The following is a 20,118-nucleotide window of genomic DNA, read 5'->3' on the forward strand; positions in this document are numbered from 1 at the left end:
TATGAGGTCGTCAGGAACAGTCGGCGCATCATCCTCTGGAAGGTTGACCAGGCCCGGCTCGCCGCTGCCGTGCAGGCGTTCGCGCCCGAAGTACGGCTGCTCTTCCCCCCGGTGTACCAGGTGCCCCCGGGACGGGGCACGATGCTGGGGAACCGCTCCGGCGGGAGCATTTTCGACATTTTGCCCTGAACATCATGCCCTGACCTCCGCGCGCTCCTCCGCGAAGTGGCACGCCGACGCATGGGCGGCCGGGCCCGGCAGGCCCGTCGGCACCGCCAGCACCGGCACCTCCGCCGCGCAGCGCTCCTGCGCCTTCCAGCAGCGGGTGCGGAAGCGGCAGCCGGAGGGCGGGTTGGCCGGGGAGGGGACGTCACCGGTCAGGAGGATGCGTTGGCGGCGCTCGCCCGACTCCGGGTCCGGGACCGGGACGGCGGACAGCAGGGCCTGGGTGTACGGATGCGTGGGGTGATCGTAGATCTCGGGGCCCGTCCCCGTTTCGGCGAAGCGGCCCAGGTACATCACGGCGACCCGGTCGGCGATGTGCCGGACCACCGACAGGTCGTGGGCGATGAAGACGTACGCCAGGCCGAACTCGTCCTGCAGCCGCTCCATCAGGTTGACCACCTGCGCCTGCACCGATACGTCCAGCGCCGAGACCGGCTCGTCCGCGACGATGACCTCCGGCCGTAGCGCCAGGCCCCGGGCGATGCCGATGCGCTGGCGCTGGCCGCCGGAGAACTGGTGGGGATAGCGGTTGAGGTGCTCCGGGCTGAGCCCCACGACCTCCAGCAGCTCCTGGACCGCCCGCCGCCGGTCGCCCTTGGGGGCCGCCTCGGGGTGGATCTCGAAGGGTTCCCCGATGATGTCGCCCACCGTCATGCGCGGGTTGAGCGAGGTGTACGGGTCCTGGAACACCATCTGGATGTTGCGGCGGACGGCCCGCATCGCCCGGCCCGAGAGCCGGGTGATGTCCTCGCCCCGGTAGTGGATCGTCCCGGCGGTCGGCCGCTCCAGGCTGACCAGCAGCTTGGCGACGGTGGACTTGCCGCAGCCGGACTCGCCGACGATGCCGAGGGTCTCCCCGCGCCGCAGGGCGAAGGAGACCGTGTCGACCGCCCGGACGGCGCCGATCCGCCGCTTGAACACCACGCCCTGGGTCAGGGGATAGAGCTTGGCCAGGTCGCGGACCTCCAGGACCGGCCCATCGGGCTCGGGCATGCGCTCAGGCATGCAGCTCCTCCTTCCAGAAGTGGCAGGCGCTGGTCCGTCCGCCGGACGCGGAGGACACCAGGGACGCGGGGAACGCGGAGGACGCCGGGGGCGCACCCGTCGGGGAGGAGCCTGCCGGGGGCGCACCCGGCGGGGACGCGCCTGCCGGAGACGCCCCCGCCGCCACCACCTCGTACAGCGGCGGCCGTTCCGAGCGGCAGACGTCCTGGGCGCGCGGGCAGCGCGGGTGGAATGGGCAGCCGGAGGGCATGGCGAGGGGGCTGGGCGGCGCGCCCTTGATGGCGTAGAGCTCCCCGCCTCGGTGGCCTCGCTCGCCCCGATGGTCCACGCGCGGCACGGAGTCCAGCAGTCCGCGGGTGTACGGATGGGCGGGGCGGCGGTAGAGGTCGCGTACCGGTGCGGTCTCCACGATCCGGCCCGCGTACATCACGGCGATGGTGTCGGCCACGTCAGCGACCACACCCAGGTCATGGGTGATCAGGACGAGCCCCATGGCGTACTCCCGGCGCAACTCCGCGAGCAGCTCCATGACCTGGGCCTGGACGGTCACGTCCAGCGCGGTCGTCGGCTCGTCGGCGATGATCAGCTCCGGCTCCAGCGCCATCGCCATGGCGATCATGATGCGCTGGCGCATCCCGCCGGAGAACTGATGCGGATAGTCCCCGGCCCGCTGCGCCGCCGCCGGGATGCGGACCCGGTCCATCAGCTCGACCGCCCGCCGCCGGGCGTCCTTGCGGGACATCCCTCGGTGCACCTCGTACATCTCGGCGAGCTGGACGCTCACGGGAAGCACCGGGTTGAGGGCGGAGAGCGCGTCCTGGAAGATCATCGCCATCGCGGCGCCCGGATTCGGCGGCGCTCCTCCGCGCCCATCGTCAGCAGGTCCCGCCCCTGGAACAGCACTTGGCCGCCGGTGACCCGGCCGGGCGGGGAGTCGAGGATGCCCATGACGGCCTGGACGGTCACGGACTTGCCGGACCCCGACTCGCCCAGCACGGCGAGGGTGCGGCCCGCGTCCAGGCCGTAGCTCACCCCGCCGACGGCCTCGGCGACCCCGTCCCGGGTGCGGAATTCGACGCGGAGGTCCCGTACCTCCAGCAGGCGGGTCACGGCAGGTCAGCTCCTCATCGCGGCTTGGGGTCGGGCCGTCGCGGCTTGGGGGCGAGCCATTGAGACTCGAGGTCGAGCCGTCGTGGCTCGGGGGCGAGCCATCGAGGCTCGAGGTCGAGCCGTCGCGGCTCGGGGTCCAGTCATCGCAGCTTGGGGTCGAGGGCGTCGCGCACCGCGTCGCCGAGCATGATGAACGCGAGCACCGTGATGGACAGCGCCCCGGCCGGCCACAGCAGCATGTGCGGGGCGTTGCGGATCTGGGTCGCGGCCGAGGAGATGTCGATCCCCCAGGAGACGGTGGGCGGTTTGAGCCCCACGCCGAGGAACGACAGCGTGGCCTCCAGCGAGATGTAGGTGCCCAGCGCGATGGTCGCGACGACGATCACGGGCGCCACGGCGTTGGGCGCGATATGGCGCAGCAGCGTCCGGCCGCTGCTCGCGCCGAGCACCCGCGCCGCCTGGACGTAGTCGTGCTCCTTGACGGTCACCACCGAGCCGCGCGCGATCCGGGAGATCTGTGGCCAGCCCAGCAGCACGATGAAGCCCACCACCGGCCAGACCGAGCCGCTGGTGACCACCGACAGGAAGACCAGCCCGCCCAGCAGGATCGGGATACCGAAGAAGACATCGGCGATCCGCGAGAGCAGCGCGTCCCACCAGCCGCCGAAGTATCCGGCGAGCCCGCCCAGCGCGCTGCCCAGCAGCGCCGCACCGAGGGTGGCGCAGATGCCGACGGTGATGGAGGCGCGAGCGCCGTAGACCGTGCGGGTGTAGACATCGCGGCCCTGGAGGTCGTAGCCGAAGGGGTGGCCGGGGGCCGGGCCGTCCTGCGCCTTGGCCAGGTCGCCGTGGTACGGGTTTCCGCTCGCGATCAGCTGCGGCCAGATCGCGATCACGACGAGGAAGAGGATGATCAGCGCGGAGACGACGAAGACCGGGTTGCGGCGCAGATCGTGCCAGGCGTCGGTCCACAGCCCCCGTCCGGTGGGCGCGGCCGGTCCGCCGGAGCGACGACCGGGCTCCCCGCGCCAGGGGAGCGTGAGGCCCCAGGGGCCGCGCCGTGGCTCGCCCTTCAGGGTTGGCCCGCCCTTCAGGGTTGGCCCGCTCTTCAGGGTTGGCCCGCCCTTCAGGGCCTGGGGGCCGGAGGCGGGGAGGTCCATCGGACCGCCGCCGCCGCTGCCGGCCGGTGCGATCGCCTCGGTCATGTCGTAGCGCGTGTCAAAAGGCTCAGGCATACCGGATCCTCGGGTCGAGCACGGCGTAGAGGAGGTCGACGAGCAGATTGGCGAGCAGGAAGACGATCACCAGGATGGTCACGAAGCCGACGACGGTCGGCGAGTTCTGGCGCAGGATGCCCTGGTAGAGCTGGTAGCCCACGCCGTGGATGTTGAAGATCCGCTCGGTGACGATCGCCCCGCCCATGAGCGCGCCGATGTCCGTGCCGATGAAGGTCACCACCGGGATCAGCGAGTTGCGCAGCAGATGGCGGGTGACGATCCGGTGGCGCGGCAGCCCCTTGGCGACGGCGGTGCGGACGTAGTCGGCGCGGGCGTTCTCCACGATGGAGGTACGGGTGAGGCGGCTGGTGTACGCGAGCGACACCAGCCCCAGCACCACCCCGGGCAGCAGCAGTTCGGTCAGCGGCGCCTCCGGGGAGACCGACGGCCTGGCCCAGCCCCAGCTCACACCGAGCAGATACTGCAGCACCGTGCCGCTGACGAAGGTCGGGACCGAGACCACGACCAGGGTGAGCAGCAGCACCGAGGTGTCAAGACCCCGGCCCCGGCGCAGCCCGCTGAGGACGCCCAGGGTGATGCCCAGCGCCATCTCGAAGGCGACCGCGACGAGGGTGAGCCGGAGGGTGACCGGGAACGCGCTCGCCATCAGCTCGGTCACCGGCTGCCCGTTGAAGGCCGTACCGAAGTGGCCGCTGAAGATCTGCCCCATGTAGTGGGCGTACTGCCGCCACAGCGGCTCATCCAGATAGAGGTCCTTACGGATCCGGGCGGCGGTGGCGGGGTCGGGCGCCTTGTCGCCGAAGAGCGCGGCCACCGGGTCGCCGAGCGCGTACACCATGAAGAAGATCAGGAAGGTGGAGCCGATGAAGACCGGGATCATCTGCAGCAGCCGCCGCAGCGCATAGCGGCCCATGGCTCAGCCGACCCTGATCTGTGAGTAGACCGGCACGCTGAACTGATTGAGCGCCACCTCGCTGAGCCGCTGCGAATAGCCCGCGCTGCCGTTCTGGTACCAGAGCGGAATGGCGGGCATCTGCTCGGCGAGGATCTTCTCCGCGTCCCGGAAACCGGCGATGGCCCGGCCGTCGGCGGAGGCGGCGTTGGCCTGGTTCACCAGCCGGTCGAAGCCGGTGTCGCTGAAGTGGCCGTCGTTGGAGGAGGCGCCGGTGTAGTACAGCGGCTGGAGGAAGTTCTGGATCAGCGGATAGTCCATCTGCCAGCCGGCCCGGAACGGCCCGGTCATCTTCTTCCCCGCCATCTTGTTGCGGTAGTCCGCGAAGGTGCCGATCGGCTTGCCGACACAGGCCCGGTCGTTCCGCAGCACCGTGTTGACGCTGTTGCAGACCGCGTCCACCCAGTCCTTGTGGGAGCCGGTGTCGGCGTTGTACGTGATCGTCATCCGGCCGCCGGGCAGCCCGCCGCCCGCCTTGATCAGCTTGCGCGCCCGGACCGGGTCATAGCGACAGGCGTCCCCGCACAGCCCCGGCTGATAGCCGCCCTGGCGGCGCAGGACCGGGGAGGTCCAGTCGGTCGCGGGGGTGCGGGTGCCCTGGAAGATCCGTTCGGTGATCTGCGCGCGGTTGATCGCCATCGAGATGCCCCGGCGGACCTTGGCCTTCGACGGGCCGCTCCAGACGCGGTCGTACATCGGGAAGGTGAGGGTCTGGATGATCCCGGCGGGCTGGTTGATGTAGCGGTTGCCGAGATCGGAGCGGACGAACTTCAGCTGCTGCGCCGGGACATCGTCGACCAGATCGAGATTGCCTGCCTGGAGATCGGTGTAGGCGGTGTTGCTGTCCGTGTAGACGCGTAGGTCGACACCTTTGTTACGGGCCTTGTCCGGACCGGGGTAGCCGTCCCAGGCACGCAGCTTCATCACCGAGCCCTTGGCGTACGACCCCACCTGGTACGGGCCGTTGCCGATGGGCTTCCTCAGCCAGGCGGCGTGGTCCTCGAAGAACGCCCGGGGCAGTGGCACATAGGCGTTGTAGCCGAGGGTCTTGGGCCAGGTGGAGAACTTCTGGGTGAGCCGGACGGTGAAGGTCCGGTCGTTCCTGACCCGCAGCCCGGAGAGCGCCTTGGCGGCGGGGGCGCCGCCGGATGCGGGGTGGACCTTGTCATAGCCCTCGATGTACTCGAAGAAGTAGGCGTTGCGCTGCTTGTGGTCGATCCGGGCGCCGTAGTTCCAGGCGTTCACGAAGGACGCGGCGGTGACCTTCTCACCGTTGGCGAACCGCCAGCCCTTCTTGAGGGTGATGGTGTAGTTGCGCTGGTCGGAACTCTCAATCCGCTCCGCAAGCGCGTTCCTGGCCTCGCCGGTTCTCGGGTCGTAGCGCTTGAGCCCCCGGAAGATCATGTCGAGGACCTTGCCGCCCTGGACGTCATTGGTGTTGGCGGGCTCCAGCGGATTGGGCGGATCGCCCCAGGAGGAGCGGACGACACCGGCGTCGGCGCCGCCGCCCCCGCCACCGCAGGCCGTCACGGTGGTCGCGGCCGTCACGATCAGGACGACGGCGCGCACGGAATGCCGGGCCCCCAGGGAACGCCGGGCGCGCACGGGGTGCCGGGCGCCCAGGGAAGGCCGGGCACGCAGGGAATACGGGGCTCCGCGACGCATGGCGCCTCCCGACGATCCGGTCCAAGATCGGCCTTAGGCCCATCTGACATCCGCTGGGGCGGCGGCGCACTCTGATGACCGCTGTCCGGGGTGGCGGGGGCGGAGGTGAGGGAGGTTTGGTGGAGCGCGAGCCGAGCGGTGCGTCCCTCGCTCGGCAAGCGCTTTCTCGAACACTTTCCCGTATCAACAGGCTCCCCTTCAAGCCCCGTTACCGAAGATTTCATCGCTTCACGCCTGCCTCGGAGAGCGCGGGCGCCGCACAGCGTTACCCCTGTCGTACGAGGCGAACGAACTGCCGCCCGCCGGGCGTCGCGGACACTCCCCGTCCGCGACCGCGCCTACCGTGCGGCCCATGGAGATCCGTCCCTTCCGTATCGCCGTCCCCGAAGCCGACCTCGACGATCTGCGCCGACGCCTGGAACGCACCCGCTGGCCGGAGCGGCTCCCGGGCGCCGGCTGGTCCGACGGGGCGTCGCTCGACCATGTCCGTGAGCTGGCCGCGTACTGGGCCACCGGGTTCGACTGGCGGGCGCGAGAGGCGCGGCTGAACGCGTTTCCGCAGTTCACGACCGAGATCGACGGTCAGCGGGTGCACTTCCTCCAGGTCCGCTCGCCCGAGCCGGATGCCCTGCCGCTGCTGATCACCCATGGCTGGCCGGGTTCGGTCGCGGAGTTCACCGAGGTCATCGGCCCGCTGACCGATCCGCGCGGACACGGCGGCGACCCGGCCGACGCCTTCCACCTCGTCATCCCGTCCCTCCCCGGTTTCGCGTTCTCCGCCCCGCCCCGCGAGCCCGGCTGGGGCATCCGCCGCATCGCCACCGCGTGGACGGAGCTGATGCGGCGCCTAGGGTACGAGCGCTACGGCACACAGGGCGGCGACTTCGGCTCGCTGATCTCCCCCGAGGTGGCCCGGGTGGCACCGGCCCGAGTCGTCGGCGTCCACGTCAACGCCCTGGTGACCGCGGGGTCGGCCGACGCGGCCGGGCCAGGGGAGCTGACCCCGGTGGAGCGCTCCCGACTGGCCGGGCGCGAACGCTGGCACCGCGAGCTCTCCGGCTACGCCGCCGTCCAGGGCACCCGCCCCCAGACCCTGTCCTACGGCCTCGCCGACTCACCCGTCGGCCAACTGGCCTGGAACGTGGACTGGTTCGCCGCCCACGGCGACAAGCCCGAGGCCCTCGACCGCGACGCGGTACTGACGAACGTCTCCCTGTACTGGTTCACCAACGCGGCGGGCCCCTCGGCCCGCCTCTACAAGGAGGCCGCCTCGGCCTGGGGCGCACCCCCCGAGCGCTCCGGGGTCCCCACCGGCGTCGCGGTCTTCGCGGGCGACACCGCGATCCGCCGCCTGGCCGAGCCATGGCATGCGATCACCCACTGGTCGGAATTCGAGACGGGCGACCACTTCGCGGCGATGGAGGTCCCGGAGCTGCTGGTGGGCGACGTACGGACGTTCTTCCGCGACCTGCGCTGACCTGTGCCGTCCTGCGCCGACCGTGGCGAGACCGACCGTGGCGAGACCGGCCTTGGCGAGACCGACCGTGGCGAGACCGGCCTTGGGGAACGTCATTTCGTCAGGATCGCGCTCGCGACCACATCGAAGAGGTGATCGGCGCGCGACGCGAGCGAGGGTTGGTCGCCGAGCCATGCGAGCGCCGCGATCAGCGCGAAGAGATCGGTGCCATCGATGTCTGTCCGCGCCATGCCCGCGGCCTGGGCGCGGGCGAGGAGCCGCGTGCCGGCTGCGCGCAGAGTGACGCACGAAGCGTGGAGTGCGGATTCGGTGTCCTCGATGGCGGCTGCCATCAGCACGGTCACGCCCCGATACTCGGTCGTCCACGCCACGCAGTCGCGTAGCCACGAAGCGAGCGCGTCTTCGGGCGAGCTCGACGTTTCGAGCTCGTCCGCCCTTGCCGTCAGCTCGTCGAAGCTCGTGTGGAGCAGGGCCTCGAGCAGCGCCTCGCGGGTCGGAAAGTGACGGAGCAGCGTCGCGAGCCCCACGTCGGCCTTGCGCGCGATGTCGCGCAGCGACGCGTCGACGCCCTGCTCGGCGATGACGGTGCCCGCGACTGCGAGCAGGTGGTCACGGTTCTTCCTGGCGTCGGCCCGCATCTGTCCCCCTTGACTATCCGGATCAGTGGTCCATATATTCGGATCAGTGGTTCGGAAATATGGACCACTGATCCGATCAGCGTATCCCGCGCGGCGGGGCAGGAGAAAATGATGTTGACACGCACGATGAGGGCGATCCGGCTGCACGAGTTCGGCGGCCCCGAGGTCCTGCGTTATGAGGAGGCGCCGGTTCCAGAACCGGGGCCGGGTGAGGTGCTCGTGCGCGTGCACGCGGTCGGCGTCAACCCTCCCGACTGGTACGCGCGCGAGGGAATGCCCGACGTACCTCCCGAGCTCAAGCCCCCGTTCCATCTCCCCCTGATTCCGGGGACCGACGTCTCGGGCGTCGTGGCAGCCGTCGCCGCCGACGTCAACGGCTTCGCGGTCGGAGACGAGGTGGTCGGCCTGCTGCGCTTCCCCACCGCTCTCCAGGGCAGCGCGTATGCCGAGTACGTCACCACGCCGGCGTCCGACCTCGCCCGCAAGCCGGCCGCCATCGATCACGTGCACGCCGCCGGCCTGCCCATGTCGGGGTTGACGGCGTGGCAGTTCTTGATCGAGCTCGGGCACGACCATCCCTCGCCGTTCCAGGAGGCCCGGCACCGCCCGATGGCGCTCGACAGCGCGACCACGGTGCTCATCAACGGGGCCGCCGGTGGCGTGGGGCACCTCGCTCTCCAGCTGGCCAAGTGGAAGGGAGCCCGCGTCATCGCCGTGGCCTCCGGCGCCCACGAGACGTTTCTGCGCGAGCTCGGCGCCGACGAGTTCATCGACTACACCAAGGAGCGGCCCGAGGAGGTCGTCCGTGACGTCGATCTCGTCCTGGACGCCGTCGGGGGTCCCGACAGCAGGCGTTTCCTGCGCACCCTCAAGCGCGGCGGATCGCTCTACCCGGTGTACTTCGGCGAGTTCGACGACGAGGAGAACGCGAAGCTGGGCGTCACGGTCACGGCCACCCAGGTCCGCTCGAACGGCGCGCAACTCACCGAGCTGGGACTTCTGCTCGACGCGGGCAAGGTTCGCGTCGCGGTGGACAGCACGTTTCCGCTCGCGGATGCCCGAGCGGCGCACGAACGCGCCGCCCGGGGGCATATCCAAGGCAAGATCGTGCTCACGGTCGCCTAGGAACGAGCCGTTCGGACGCGCGGCGAAGGCGGAGACATCGCTCCTCGGGAGGGGTCCCGGGCGGTCCCGAGGAGGATGGGCCGCCCGTAGCCGAGGTGAACGTAAGGAAGTTCCGCCATGACCCCCGTGCAAGTCGACTGGCTGTCCATCGTGCTCGGTCCCCTCGCCCTCATCGCGCTGGCGTTCGCCTTCTCCGCGCAGCGTTCGGCGGTGAAGCGGGGCGAATCCATGCCTGGCTGGGGCAAGGCCGTACAGGGCATGGGGATCGCCTTCGTGCTGTTCGTGGCCCTGTCCAACATGATGTGGGGTACGTGAGGTCGTGGCAGCCGGCCTTCAGACCCGCTGCACGGCCACCAGCTTGCCTCGGCCGCCGAGCCGGTCGCCCGCCGTGAGAGGTCGTACGGCGACCGCTACTGGGCCTGGGCCACGGCCGCCCCCACGGCCGTCTACGGCCCCGTCCAGGAGCCCTGACGGACCGCGCGCCCGGCTGCCGGGTCACCAGGGGCGCGGGACCACCTCGGCGCCCACCGGCTGGAGGGCGAGGGCCGGGCGGGGGTGGACGCGGTCCGGGGTGGTCAGCTCCAGCCGGAAGCGGCGCCAGATGTCGGCCACCAGGTGGACAGTCTCGGTGGTGGCCACGGCGGCTCCCACGCAGACGCGGGGGCCGAGTCCGAAGGGGAAGTACGAGCCGCGCGGTACCGAGGAGGGGCCGCCGCCCAGCCAGCGCTCGGGGCGGAACGCCTCGGCCTCCTCCCAGAAGCGCGGATCGCGGTGGGCCACCCACTGGCTGACGGTGACGGTGGTCCCGGCGGGGATGAGATAGCCGCCGAAGTCGAGGTCTTCCCGTGCGTCCCGGCTGGTCAGCCAGACCGGGGGGTAGAGGCGCAGCGCCTCGCGGACGACGGCGTGGGTGTAGGGCAGGGCCTCCATCCGGGCGAGCCCGGCGGGGGTGGTGGCGAAGGCGGCGTCGGCCTCGGCCCGCACCCGCTCGGCGATCCGGGGGTGCCGGGCCAGCAGGACGCTCGTCCAGACCACCGCGTCATTGGTGGTCTCGAAACCCGCCATGATCAAGGTGGCCAGCTCGTCCCGGAGTTCCTCCGGTGAGGGGGCGGGAGTGCCGTGGACGAGGGCGTGCAGCACGGGGGCGCGCTCCGGGTCGTTCGCGGCGGGGGAGGCGGCCAGGGCGTGCAGGGTGCGGTCGATGCGGGTCATCGAGCGGCGGATGCGCAGCTTGCGCGGGGTCGGCACCCACTCGGGCAGCAGGACCGGCGAGGTCGACAGGTCCATGATGGGTGCCACCAGCCGGGCCACTTCGGCGGTGTCCCGGTCGCTGAACTCGTCCCCGAACATCAGCTGGGTGACCAGCCGCAGGGTCACCACGGCGATGTCGTCCTGGAGCGTACGGGCCTGGCCGGGCCGCCAGGTGCGCAGCAGCTTCTCGCCCTGGGCGTCGACGATTTCGGCCGCCCTGGTGGACAGCGACCGCCCGAACGCCGGTTGCAGCCGGTGCCGTTTGGCCTTCCACCGGTCGCCGTCGCTGTTCATGGTGGAGTGCGGGAAGCCCTGCCGCCGCGAGCCGCGCCGGGTGTCCGCGCTGGCCTTGGAGAACAGGGAGTCCCGGTCGACCAGCATCTTCTCCACGTCGCCGGGATCGGTCAGCAGCACGTTGTTCTCGCCGAGCCGGACCACGTCGCCGTAGCGGCGCGAACAGTTGGTCAGAAAGCCCAGCGGATCGGAGGAGAAGGCGTGCAGATTGCCGAGGTACTTGTCCCCGGAGGGGCCCGGCAGGTCGGTGCGGTAAGGAGCGGCGGTCATGGACGTCCCCTCGGATCGTGGCCGACGGCGGTGGCCGCGGCATCGCCGCCGCGGCCACCGCCCGCTCACCCGCGCCGGTTTAGTAGTACGAGTACGGCAGCGTGAGACGGTCCTTACGAGTGAGCCGGGCGAAGAGCGCTCCGGTGAGGATCAGCTTGCGCATGGCGAACACCTCCCTCTCGTTGGGGGCCGGACGCAGTGGGGTCACTGTTCCGACATGCGCTAGACAGTAAATATCCGCCGCAGAACTATCAAGAGTTGACATTTTCTATCAGGAGGTAGTGGATCGTTTAATTCCTTTTACCCGGTGGGTTATCCCCGTTCACCAATTATCGAAAGCCGCGTCATTGTGCGAGTTCGCTTATGATCGCGAGGTGTCGCAGAACGACCTTCAGCGCATCATCGACTTCCGGATCTCCTTCGCCCGCCGACAGGCCGGTGAAGTGCGGGAGGTGCCGGGCGGTTTCCTGGTGCTGCACCGGGAGTACGCACGCTCCCATGAGCACAATCAGCTCCACATCACCGGGCCCGCCGACCCCGAGGGGCTGCCCGCGCTCGCCGATGAGGCCATGGCCTTCCTGCCGCACCGCCGGATCACGGTCCATGACGAGGCCCTGGGCCTGCTCTGTGTGCCCGCGCTCGAACGGGCCGGATACACCCATGTCACCGAGGTGCTGATGGTCCACACCGGACCGGTGCCGGAGGCCGGGGCGGCCGATGTGGTGGAGCGGGAGCTGGGACCGGATCCGCACGGGCTGCTGCGGCGGGCGGTGACGGCGCAGCAGTGGCGGTGGATGCCGGACGCGGACGAGAAGACCGTGCACGACCTCGTGGAGCGGCGCACCGCCCGGCGGGCCGGGGCCGAGGAGGTGCTCTTCCTCGCCGCCCACAACGACAGCGGCGAGATCGCCTCCTGGGCCGATCTGTATCTGGAGCCCGCCGCCGGGGTCGCCCAGATCGAGGAGGTGGCGACCGCCGAGCCGTATCTGCGCCGCGGCTACGCCGACGCCGTCCTGGCCGACGCGCTGCGCCGCGCGGCAGCCGCGGGGTGCCCGCTGCGGTTCCTCGTCGCCGACCAGGACGACTGGCCGCTGCGCTGGTACGGCCGCCGCGGGTTCACCGCCGTCGGCCGTGTGCACTCCTTCTCGCGGTTCTGAGGCCCTGTGAGGCCCTGGAGACCGGTCCGTTACGGCTCCTTGCGCGGCAGGGCCGCCGACTCCGCCGCGATCAGCGCCGGGTCCAGCACCACGTCCTCCTCGCGGGCCTCGAGCGTCGGGTCCTCGGGGAAGTGGCAGGCGGACAGATGGCCCTCGCGGTTGCCGTCCAGGCGGATGAGCGGCGGCTCCTCCCGCGCGCATTTGTCCTGGGCCTTCCAGCAGCGGGTGCGGAAGCGGCAGCCGGAGGGCGGGTTGATGGGGGAGGGGACGTCCCCGGCGAGCCGGATGCGCTCGCGTCGCGTCGTCTCCACGGCGTCCGGGCCGTCCTCCGCCTCCTCGGCCATCACCACCGCCGCGTCCGGCACCGCGGACAGCAGCGCGTGGGTGTACGGGTGGCGGGGGCGGCGGTAGATGGACTCGCGGTCGCCCACCTCGACCACCTTGCCCAGGTACATCACGGCGACGCGCTGCGAGAAGTGGCGTACGACGGCGAGGTCATGGGCGATGAACAGGAAGGCGATGCCCAGTTCCCGCTGGAGCTTCTGGAGCAGATTGACGACCTGCGCCTGGATGGAGACGTCCAGCGCCGAGACCGGCTCGTCGGCGACGATCAGCTTGGGCTCCAGGGCGAGCGCGCGGGCCACCCCGATGCGCTGGCGCTGGCCGCCGGAGAACTCGTGCGGGAAGCGGTTGTAGTGCTCGGGGTTGAGGCCCACGATCTCCAGCAGTTCGCGCACCCGGGCCTCGCGGCCGCCCGGCGGATCGATGCCGTTGATCTCCATGGGGCCGGAGATGATGGTGCCGACGGTCTGCCGGGGGTTCAGCGAGGAGTACGGATCCTGGAAGATCATCTGGATCTCGGAGCGGATCGGGGCGAGCTCCTTGCGGCCCGCGTGGGTGATGTCCCGGCCCCGGTAGGTGATCCTGCCGCTGGTGGGTTCCAGCAGCCGGGTCAGCAGCCGGCCCGTGGTGGACTTGCCGCAGCCGGACTCGCCGACCAGCCCGAAGCTCTCCCCGGCGTGCACGGTCAGATCGACCCCGTCCACCGCCTGTACGGCCCCGACCTTCCGCCGGAACGGAAAGCCGCCCATGATCGGGAAGTGTTTGGTCAGCTTCTCGGTGACCAGGAGGGGTTCGGGTGTGCCCGACTCGATGCTCATGCGTCAGCGCTCCTAAGCCCTGGTCCCTAGCCCAGCCGGGGCTTGATCTGCTCGGTGAAGAGGGTCTGTTTCCGCTCGGCGCTCAGATGGCAGGCGGCGCCGCGGCCGTCCGGCAGCGACGGCCGCTCGGTGGCGCAGCGGTCGCCCTCCACCTGGTCGGTGTAGTGGCACCGCGGGTGGAAGGGGCAGCCCGGCGGGGGGCTGAGCAGGCTCGGCGGGGAGCCGGGTATGGGGCTCAGTGGCTCGTCCACGGCGGAGGTCAGCCGCGGCATGGAGCCCAGCAGCCCCCAGGTGTACGGGTGCTGGGGCGCCCGCAGCACCTCGCGGACCGTACCGCGCTCCACCGCCCGGCCCGCGTACATCACCAGCAGGTCGTCGGCGGTGTTGGCCACCACGCCCAGGTCATGGGTGATGAGGATGATCGCGGAGCCGAACTCCTGCTGGAGGTCCTTCAGCAGATCCAGGATCTGGGCCTGGACGGTGACGTCGAGGGCGGTGGTCGGCTCGTCGGCGATCAGCAGATCGGGGTCGCAGACCAGCGACATCGCGATCATCGCGCGCTGCCGCATCCCGCCGGAGAACTGGTGCGGATAGTCGTCCACCCGCAGCCGTGGGTTGGGGATGCCGACCTTCTCCAGCATCTCGATCGCCCGGGAGCGGGCCTGGCTCTTGGAGGCGCCGGTGTGCTTGCGGTACGGCTCGGCTATCTGGCGGCCCACCGTGTAGTACGGCGACAGGGCGGTCAGCGGGTCCTGGAAGATCATCGCCATGGTGTTGCCGCGCAGCCGCTCCAGGGTGCGCTCGGGCGCCCCGGTCAGCTCCTGTCCGTCCAGCAGTATCTCGCCGCTGACGGTGGTGGTACGCGGGTCGTGCAGGCCCAGCACGGTGAGGTTGGTGACGGACTTTCCGGAGCCGGACTCGCCCACGATGCCGAGCGTCCGGCCGCGTTCGAGGTCGAAGGAGAGGCCGTCGACGGCCTTGACGATCCCGTCCTCGGTGGAGAAGCGAACGTACAGATCGCGTACGGACAGAAAGGCGCCGTCGCCGGGAGCCGGGGGCGGCGTCGCGCCGTCGTCGGGCTTGGTGAGTGTGGTCATCTCGGCAGCTCCGGGTCTGTCAGGCGAGGCGCACGCGCGGGTCGATGAAGGCGTAGGCGGCGTCGACCAGGATGTTGAACACCACGATGGCCGCGGAGCTGACCAGCATCACGCCCATCAGCATCGGCAGATCGGTGAGCTGGACGGACTCCACCGCCAGCCGTCCGATGCCGTGCAGGGTGAAGGTGTACTCGGTGACCATGGCCCCGCCGAGGAGCGATCCGAGGTCGATGCCGAAGATGGTGATGATGGGGGCGATGGCGCCGCGCCAGGCGTAGCGGAAGAAGACCGTACGGCTGGAGAGCCCCTTGGCCCTCGCCGTGCGGACATGGTCCTCCTGGAGCTGCTCGACCATCTGGGAGCGGGTCATCCGGCTGTAGTTGGCCATGAAGATCAGCGAGAGCACCACCCAGGGCAGCAGCATCCCGCTGAACCACTTCGCCGGATTCTCGGTGAAGGGGTAGTAGGCGGGCTGGTCCATGATTCCCAGCCCGCTGACGAACCAGGCCAGGGCGAGCACCCCGACGAAGTAGATCTGCATCGAGGCGCCGAGCAGCGACAGCGAGCTGAAGAACTTGTCGATCCAGGTGCCGCGCCGCCAGGCCGCGATCATGCCGATGCCGATCCCGCAGACCAGGAAGACGGCGGCGCCGCCGATGGCGAGCGAGAGGGTGGTCGGGAAGCGGTCGACGATGGTGCTCCAGACCGGCTCCTGGCTGACGAAGGAGTAGCCGAAGCAGGGCGCGGCGCAGTGCCCCACGGCGAAGTCCCGCCCGGCGACGATCCCCACCATGAACTTCCAGTACTGGACCGGCACCGGCTGGTCCAGGCCCAGATTCTTGTTGATCATGGCGAGCGAGGTGGGATCGCAGTTCTTGCCGCAGGCGAGCCGGGCCGGTTCGGCGGGCAGGGCGAAGAAGAGGAAGAACGTGATCGCGCTGATCAGGATCAGGATCACGATCGCGCCGAGGGACCGGCGGGCGAGGAATCTCAACATGACGTCGGTGATCTTCCGCTAGGGGTCACGGCCGCGTCCGCCGGGGCGGACGCGGCCGGGCTCTGCGCTGCCTGGGTGCGGCCGCGGCTACTTGATGAAGACGGCCGTCGGGTCCACGGCGCCGTAGACCGAGTTGAACTTCACTCCGCCGATACCCGAGCCCCAGAGGGTGAACAGCCGGTTGTAGAAGGTCGGGACGGCGGGGATCTCATCGGTGAGGATCTTCTCGCTGAGCTTGATCCACTCCGAGGTGGCCCGGCTCAGATCGCTGACCTTGGCCACCTTGCCGATCTCGTCGTTGACCGACGGGACGTTGAGATGTGAGTAGTTCGCGGAGTCGTCGTAGACGTTCTTGCCGTCGTACAGCGGCGGCACCACGGTCGAGGCGGACGGCCAGTCGGCACCCCATGAGGACCGGTACAGGTCGAACTTGTTCTTGACCTTTCCGATCTGGGTGTAATAGGTCGACTGGTCGATCTCCTTCTTCTGCACCTTGAATCCGGCCCGCTCCAGGGCCTGCTCGACGACCACCGAGGCGTCCTGGTGGGTGTCGCCGTTGCCGTAGGCGTAGACGAGCTCGTAGTTCTCCTTGCCCGCCTCCTTCAGCAGCTCCCTGGCCTTCTTGGCGTTGCCGCCGGGGTATTTCTTCTTCTGGAACGGGTCGAACGAGGGGTCGTAGCCCTTGAGCGTGGGGCCGACCAGCCCGCCGCCGATCTCACCGGCCTTCGGACCGCCGAACTGCTGGAGGTACTGACCGCTGGGGAAGGCCCAGGCGATCGCCTCGCGCACCTTCTTGTCCTTGACCCGATCGGTGTTGATCGAAACGACATCCACATAGGGCTGCGTTTCGGTCAGCGACCGGGACATCGCCTCCTTGTCCTTGAGGACCGTGGAGATCTGCGACGGGTCGACCGCGTTGGTCCACGTCATCCCGTTCCGGTCGGCGCCCTTGTTCGCCTGGAGCCGGCGGGTGGAGTCCACCCACTGGTGGCCGAACGAGACGTCGAACTTCTCGACGTACTGATGGCGTATCGAGTCGGTCTTGGGGTCCCACTGGTCGTTCTTGACGAACTGGATGCCCTTGCCCGGCTTGAAGTTCTGGATCTTGTACGGACCGGAGGCCAGCGGGGCCTTGTCGTACTTCTCCTTGGTGTCCTTGCCCGGCGGCACCGCGCCGATATTGGGCATGGCGACCGCGAACGGCACCTCGGCGCGCGGCTGGTCGAAGTGGAAGACGATGGTCTTGTCGTCCGGGGTGTCCAGCACCGACTTGGGCAGGTGCTTGCCCTTGTAGGGGCCGTCCGGAAGCGCCTTGCGGTACTTCTGGCCCTCCCCGGAGAGCCACTGCTGGAGATAGGTCGGCCCGTTGGTCTGATACGGCGCGTAGAGCCGCTCGACGGCCTGGCGGACGTCCTTGGAGGTGATGGGCGAGCCGTCCTCGAACTTCAGCCCGTCCTTGAGGGTGTACGTCCAGGTGCGGCCGCCGTCGGAGGACTTGCCGGTGTCGGTGGCGAGGTCGCCGACCAGCTTGGCCTTGCCCGTCTTGTCGTCGAACTGGTAGTTCGTCAGCGTCCGGTTGAAGAGCGTCTGCATGATCAGCTCATCGCTGACATAGATCTGCCCCGGGTCCAGATGCTCGAAGGCGTCCCGCTGCAGCACCGTGACGGTGCCGCCCTTCTTGGCGCCCGGCAGGTCCTTGGCCGGTCCGGTGGAGTCGGCGGCGGTGCCGAGGGTGATGTCCTGGGACTCCATCTTGGGCTCGTTCGAATCCTTGGGATTCGAACCGCCGCCACCGCTGCTGCACCCCGCGAGCGCCAGGGCCCCCGCGGCCAGGGCGACGGCGTAGGTACGGGCTCTGCGACTTCTCTTCGAGTGTTCTTCGATGTTCACGTTGCCACTGCACCTGCCTCATCGGACGGAAGACTTGCCATTCACTGCCTTGGGCCCGCCGGCCCCCCGGTCACCGCGTGGTCTTCGGGTCCATCGCGTCCCGGACCGAGTCCCCGAGCAGGTTGAAGGCGACCACGAAGACCACCATGGCGATGCCGGGGAAGAACATGTAGGTGATGTCGCCCTCGTAGAAGTTCGCGCCCTTGGCGAACATCCGGCCCCAGTCGGGGGTCGGCTCCACCACGCCGACGCCGAGGAAGGACAGGGCCGCCTCCGTCGTCACGAAGTTCGGCAGCATCAGCGTGGACTGCACCAGGATGGGCGTGACGAGGTTGGGCAGCAGCTCCTTGCGGACGATCCGCCACGGCGAGGCGCCGGTCACCCTGGCCGCCTCGACGAACTCACGCTCCCTCAGGGACAGCACCTGGCCGCGCAGCAGCCGGGCCAGCTGCATCCAGCCCAGCAGCCACAACACCATCACCAGGGCCGTCACCCGGAAATAGGTGGGCGTCTCCTTCTGCGGGCTGACGAACAGCGCGGTGACCACCGGCATGAAGGCGACGAAGAACAGCTGCTGCGGAAAGGACAGCAGCAGATCGATGAGACGGCCGAGGAAGTAGTCGGTGCGGCCGCCCGTATAGCCCGCCACCACGCCGATCACGATGCCGGTGAGCGTGGACAGCACGGTCGCGGCCAGCCCGATCAGCAGTGAGGTGCGGATGCCGTAGACGAGCTGGGTCAGCACATCGCGGCCCAGCTTGGGCTCGACGCCGAACCAGAACTCGCCGTCGATGCCCCCGTTGGGCTTCATCGGATAGCCGGTGAGGGGGTCCAGCAGCTCGGGCCGGTCCAGTCCGTAGGTGGTGTACGGATCCTTGCCGTACAGCCAGGCGATCACCGGCGCCAGCACGGCGACGGCGAAGAAGAAGACCACCACGCACGCGGAGATCACACCGGTGCGGTCGCGTTTGAAGCGCCGCCACATCAGCTGGCGGGGCGCCAGACCGGCCGGCGCCTCGCTCTCCGTGCCGCCCGGTGCGGTCTTCTCGACCACGCCGGTCTGGGATGGACTCGTCATCGCCTAGCGTCCCCCCGCACTGGTGTCACACCGTCAACTCGCGTTGTCTATGCGCGTCATGTCGCCGCCCGCTCGCCAGGGTGGTGCATGCGTGTCGGGTTGAGCGGACTTTCGCAATCGGGGAACGGCGCAGTCAAGGGTCCGGGGAGGGTGGATGTGCCGCTCATTCGAACCTTGAGCGAAGATTTGGCAGATCGAGGTCCGGGCGTGCTTGACAGAGATCCCCCATGGGGGACAAAGCATGGACTATGGGCAGGAAACGCGTTAACACACAGGCAACTCATCTGTCGCAACACCGATATACGGACGCGCCAGGCTGAACTGCGTACGGCCGTGCGGGTGCCGTGGACCGGCCGGGGCGCGCCATGTCGCCCCGGCCGGTTGCCCCACTTCGGGGGCTCGGCCGGCCGCGTCTCCCAGCGGTCTCCGGACGGTCACGATCCGCATTTTTCTTCCACGATCCGTATTTTTCTCCGGCTCGCGACGGTTGCCCGGGGTGCGAGGCGGGGGAGACCTACGGCTATGGGGCAGGGACGGATACTCAACAGCGGAGCGCGCGTCTTCGGGGCGCTCGTCTGCGCGGTTCTCGGGCTGATCTCGCTGGGCTGGATCATCCACGACCTGGACAAGGCCGATGAGGCGAACCACCTGTGGTGGACCTGGGCGGGGCTGCCGTTCCGGGCCACCGGAGGGATCTTCGGCTCCTCCCTGCTCGACCTCGCGCTGCTGCTGGTCTACGCGGTCGTCGGGATCACCGCCCTGCGCTCACCGGCCGCCGCGGGCGCGCTCGGCTCGGTCGCGGTGGTGACCGTCGCGGTGCGCCTGCCCAGCCTGTGGAACCTGAACTCCGACTGGCTCCAGGGCATCCCCGGCGATCTCAAGACCCGGGCGAATGCCAGCGCCTGGGCGCAGGTGGTGCTCGCGGGGCTGCTGCTGGCCGTCGTGGCCGCCGCACGCCGCCCCGCCGACCTCGCCGCCGCGCCCGGGCAGCCGGTCTCGCCCGCCGACCGGCCGCCGGGCCGACCCGCGCCCGGGGCGGCGGTCGTCGGCGCGCTGTTCCTGGGCGCCATCGGGGTCGTCATGGCCGCCTGGCAGATCTACTGGGCCCAGGAGCGCGGCTGGGAGATCTACAAGTACCTGCTCACCGGCAAGCACACGCTGCCCACCCTGCTCTCGGCGCCCGGTGCCTGGATCGCGTGGGCGGCGGTCGTGCTGTGTCTGGCCGGAGCGGTCGCCGCGCTCGCGCGCGCCCCGCTGGCGCGCCCGCTGGGGATGGTGGCGGCGGCGCTGGTCACGGCCACGGGGATCAGCGAGGCATCGCTCTACATCAAACTGGACTACGTGGACCACCTCAGCGATCTGCCGACGGTGGGTGTGCTCAGCGTGCTCACCGGCTTCTTCGAGGCGATCGCGGGGCTGATCGCCCTGCTCGTGCTGGCGCGGCGGGGCGTGGAGGAGGGCGCCGCGGGCGCCGGGGGCCTCGGGGGCG

Annotated in this window: 17 protein-coding genes and 2 pseudogenes; 6 read left to right on the forward strand and 13 right to left on the reverse strand. The window is 69.9% G+C overall.

Going from position 1 to position 20,118, the window contains the following annotated elements; translation table 11 throughout:
• Positions 1-189: pseudogene (locus GWI24_RS19885) on the forward strand (hypothetical protein); the annotation flags it as partial.
• A gap of 3 nt (positions 190-192) precedes the next feature.
• Here GWI24_RS19885 and GWI24_RS19890 read toward each other — a convergent pair.
• From GWI24_RS19890 to GWI24_RS19910, 5 genes and pseudogenes are all read right to left on the reverse strand, one after another.
• A complete protein-coding gene (locus GWI24_RS19890) occupies positions 193-1,230 on the reverse strand; it encodes an ABC transporter ATP-binding protein (protein WP_374103318.1) in 1,038 nt (345 codons plus the stop codon).
• A pseudogene (locus GWI24_RS19895) lies at positions 1,223-2,340 on the reverse strand (ABC transporter ATP-binding protein). Before GWI24_RS19895 ends, GWI24_RS19890 begins: the two are co-directional and overlap by 8 nt.
• A gap of 140 nt (positions 2,341-2,480) precedes the next feature.
• Positions 2,481-3,575, reverse strand: a complete 1,095-nt coding sequence (locus GWI24_RS19900) for an ABC transporter permease (protein ID WP_210947276.1) — start codon at positions 3,573-3,575, stop codon at positions 2,481-2,483.
• A complete protein-coding gene (locus tag GWI24_RS19905) occupies positions 3,568-4,491 on the reverse strand; it encodes an ABC transporter permease (RefSeq protein ID WP_210947277.1) in 924 nt (307 codons plus the stop codon). The genes GWI24_RS19900 and GWI24_RS19905 overlap by 8 nt, the downstream gene beginning before the upstream one ends.
• 3 nt (positions 4,492-4,494) lie before the next feature.
• The gene (locus GWI24_RS19910) at positions 4,495-6,099 is read right to left on the reverse strand and encodes an ABC transporter substrate-binding protein (protein ID WP_374103319.1); all 1,605 of its coding nucleotides are present in this window, start codon (positions 6,097-6,099) and stop codon (positions 4,495-4,497) included.
• Between the two features lie 448 nt (positions 6,100-6,547).
• Here GWI24_RS19910 and GWI24_RS19915 point away from each other — a divergent pair, with 448 nt between their 5' ends.
• Positions 6,548-7,672, forward strand: a complete 1,125-nt coding sequence (locus GWI24_RS19915) for an epoxide hydrolase family protein (protein WP_210947278.1) — start codon at positions 6,548-6,550, stop codon at positions 7,670-7,672.
• Between the two features lie 92 nt (positions 7,673-7,764).
• Here the strand turns inward: GWI24_RS19915 and GWI24_RS19920 are convergent, their stop codons facing one another.
• Positions 7,765-8,310 (reverse strand): TetR/AcrR family transcriptional regulator, encoded by a 546-nt coding sequence (locus tag GWI24_RS19920; protein WP_210947279.1) that lies wholly within the window; start codon positions 8,308-8,310, stop codon positions 7,765-7,767.
• 111 nt (positions 8,311-8,421) lie between these two features.
• Here GWI24_RS19920 and GWI24_RS19925 point away from each other — a divergent pair, with 111 nt between their 5' ends.
• Together GWI24_RS19925 and GWI24_RS19930 are read left to right on the forward strand one after the other, a co-directional pair.
• Positions 8,422-9,435, forward strand: coding sequence for an NADP-dependent oxidoreductase (locus tag GWI24_RS19925; RefSeq protein WP_210947290.1), 1,014 nt, complete (start codon positions 8,422-8,424; stop codon positions 9,433-9,435).
• A 117-nt stretch (positions 9,436-9,552) separates the two neighbouring features.
• Positions 9,553-9,750: a hypothetical protein gene (locus GWI24_RS19930; protein ID WP_210947280.1), complete on the forward strand. Its 198-nt coding sequence runs from the start codon at positions 9,553-9,555 to the stop codon at positions 9,748-9,750.
• 180 nt (positions 9,751-9,930) lie between these two features.
• On the opposite strand, the gene GWI24_RS19935 is transcribed toward GWI24_RS19930, so the two are convergent.
• Positions 9,931-11,250 (reverse strand): cytochrome P450, encoded by a 1,320-nt coding sequence (locus GWI24_RS19935; protein WP_210947281.1) that lies wholly within the window; start codon positions 11,248-11,250, stop codon positions 9,931-9,933.
• 79 nt (positions 11,251-11,329) lie between these two features.
• The gene (locus GWI24_RS45350) at positions 11,330-11,458 is read right to left on the reverse strand and encodes a cittilin family RiPP precursor (protein ID WP_247616614.1); all 129 of its coding nucleotides are present in this window, start codon (positions 11,456-11,458) and stop codon (positions 11,330-11,332) included.
• A gap of 166 nt (positions 11,459-11,624) precedes the next feature.
• On the opposite strand from GWI24_RS45350, the gene GWI24_RS19940 reads away from it, so the two are divergent.
• Positions 11,625-12,407 (forward strand): GNAT family N-acetyltransferase, encoded by a 783-nt coding sequence (locus GWI24_RS19940; RefSeq protein WP_210947282.1) that lies wholly within the window; start codon positions 11,625-11,627, stop codon positions 12,405-12,407.
• Between the two features lie 29 nt (positions 12,408-12,436).
• On the opposite strand, the gene GWI24_RS19945 is transcribed toward GWI24_RS19940, so the two are convergent.
• From GWI24_RS19945 to GWI24_RS19965, 5 genes are all read right to left on the reverse strand, one after another.
• Positions 12,437-13,567 carry an ABC transporter ATP-binding protein gene (locus tag GWI24_RS19945; protein WP_210947283.1) on the reverse strand — a complete coding sequence of 377 codons (1,131 nt, stop codon included), beginning with the start codon at positions 13,565-13,567 and terminating at the stop codon, positions 12,437-12,439.
• A gap of 26 nt (positions 13,568-13,593) precedes the next feature.
• Complete coding sequence (locus tag GWI24_RS19950; protein WP_210947284.1) at positions 13,594-14,664, reverse strand: ABC transporter ATP-binding protein; 1,071 nt, start codon at positions 14,662-14,664, stop codon at positions 13,594-13,596.
• Positions 14,665-14,683: 19 nt separating this feature from the next.
• Positions 14,684-15,661 (reverse strand): ABC transporter permease, encoded by a 978-nt coding sequence (locus tag GWI24_RS19955; protein ID WP_210947285.1) that lies wholly within the window; start codon positions 15,659-15,661, stop codon positions 14,684-14,686.
• Positions 15,662-15,748: 87 nt separating this feature from the next.
• The gene (locus GWI24_RS19960; protein WP_308343805.1) at positions 15,749-17,551 is read right to left on the reverse strand and encodes an ABC transporter substrate-binding protein; all 1,803 of its coding nucleotides are present in this window, start codon (positions 17,549-17,551) and stop codon (positions 15,749-15,751) included.
• A gap of 70 nt (positions 17,552-17,621) precedes the next feature.
• Positions 17,622-18,629 (reverse strand): ABC transporter permease, encoded by a 1,008-nt coding sequence (locus GWI24_RS19965; RefSeq protein WP_210947286.1) that lies wholly within the window; start codon positions 18,627-18,629, stop codon positions 17,622-17,624.
• A gap of 522 nt (positions 18,630-19,151) precedes the next feature.
• Here GWI24_RS19965 and GWI24_RS19970 point away from each other — a divergent pair.
• Positions 19,152-20,118 (forward strand): hypothetical protein (locus GWI24_RS19970; protein WP_210947287.1); only part of this gene is annotated, 967 nt, incomplete at its 3' end.

Source organism: Streptomyces sp. MK37H (genome assembly GCF_018035285.1).
Lineage (GTDB): Bacteria > Actinomycetota > Actinomycetes > Streptomycetales > Streptomycetaceae > Streptomyces > Streptomyces endocoffeicus.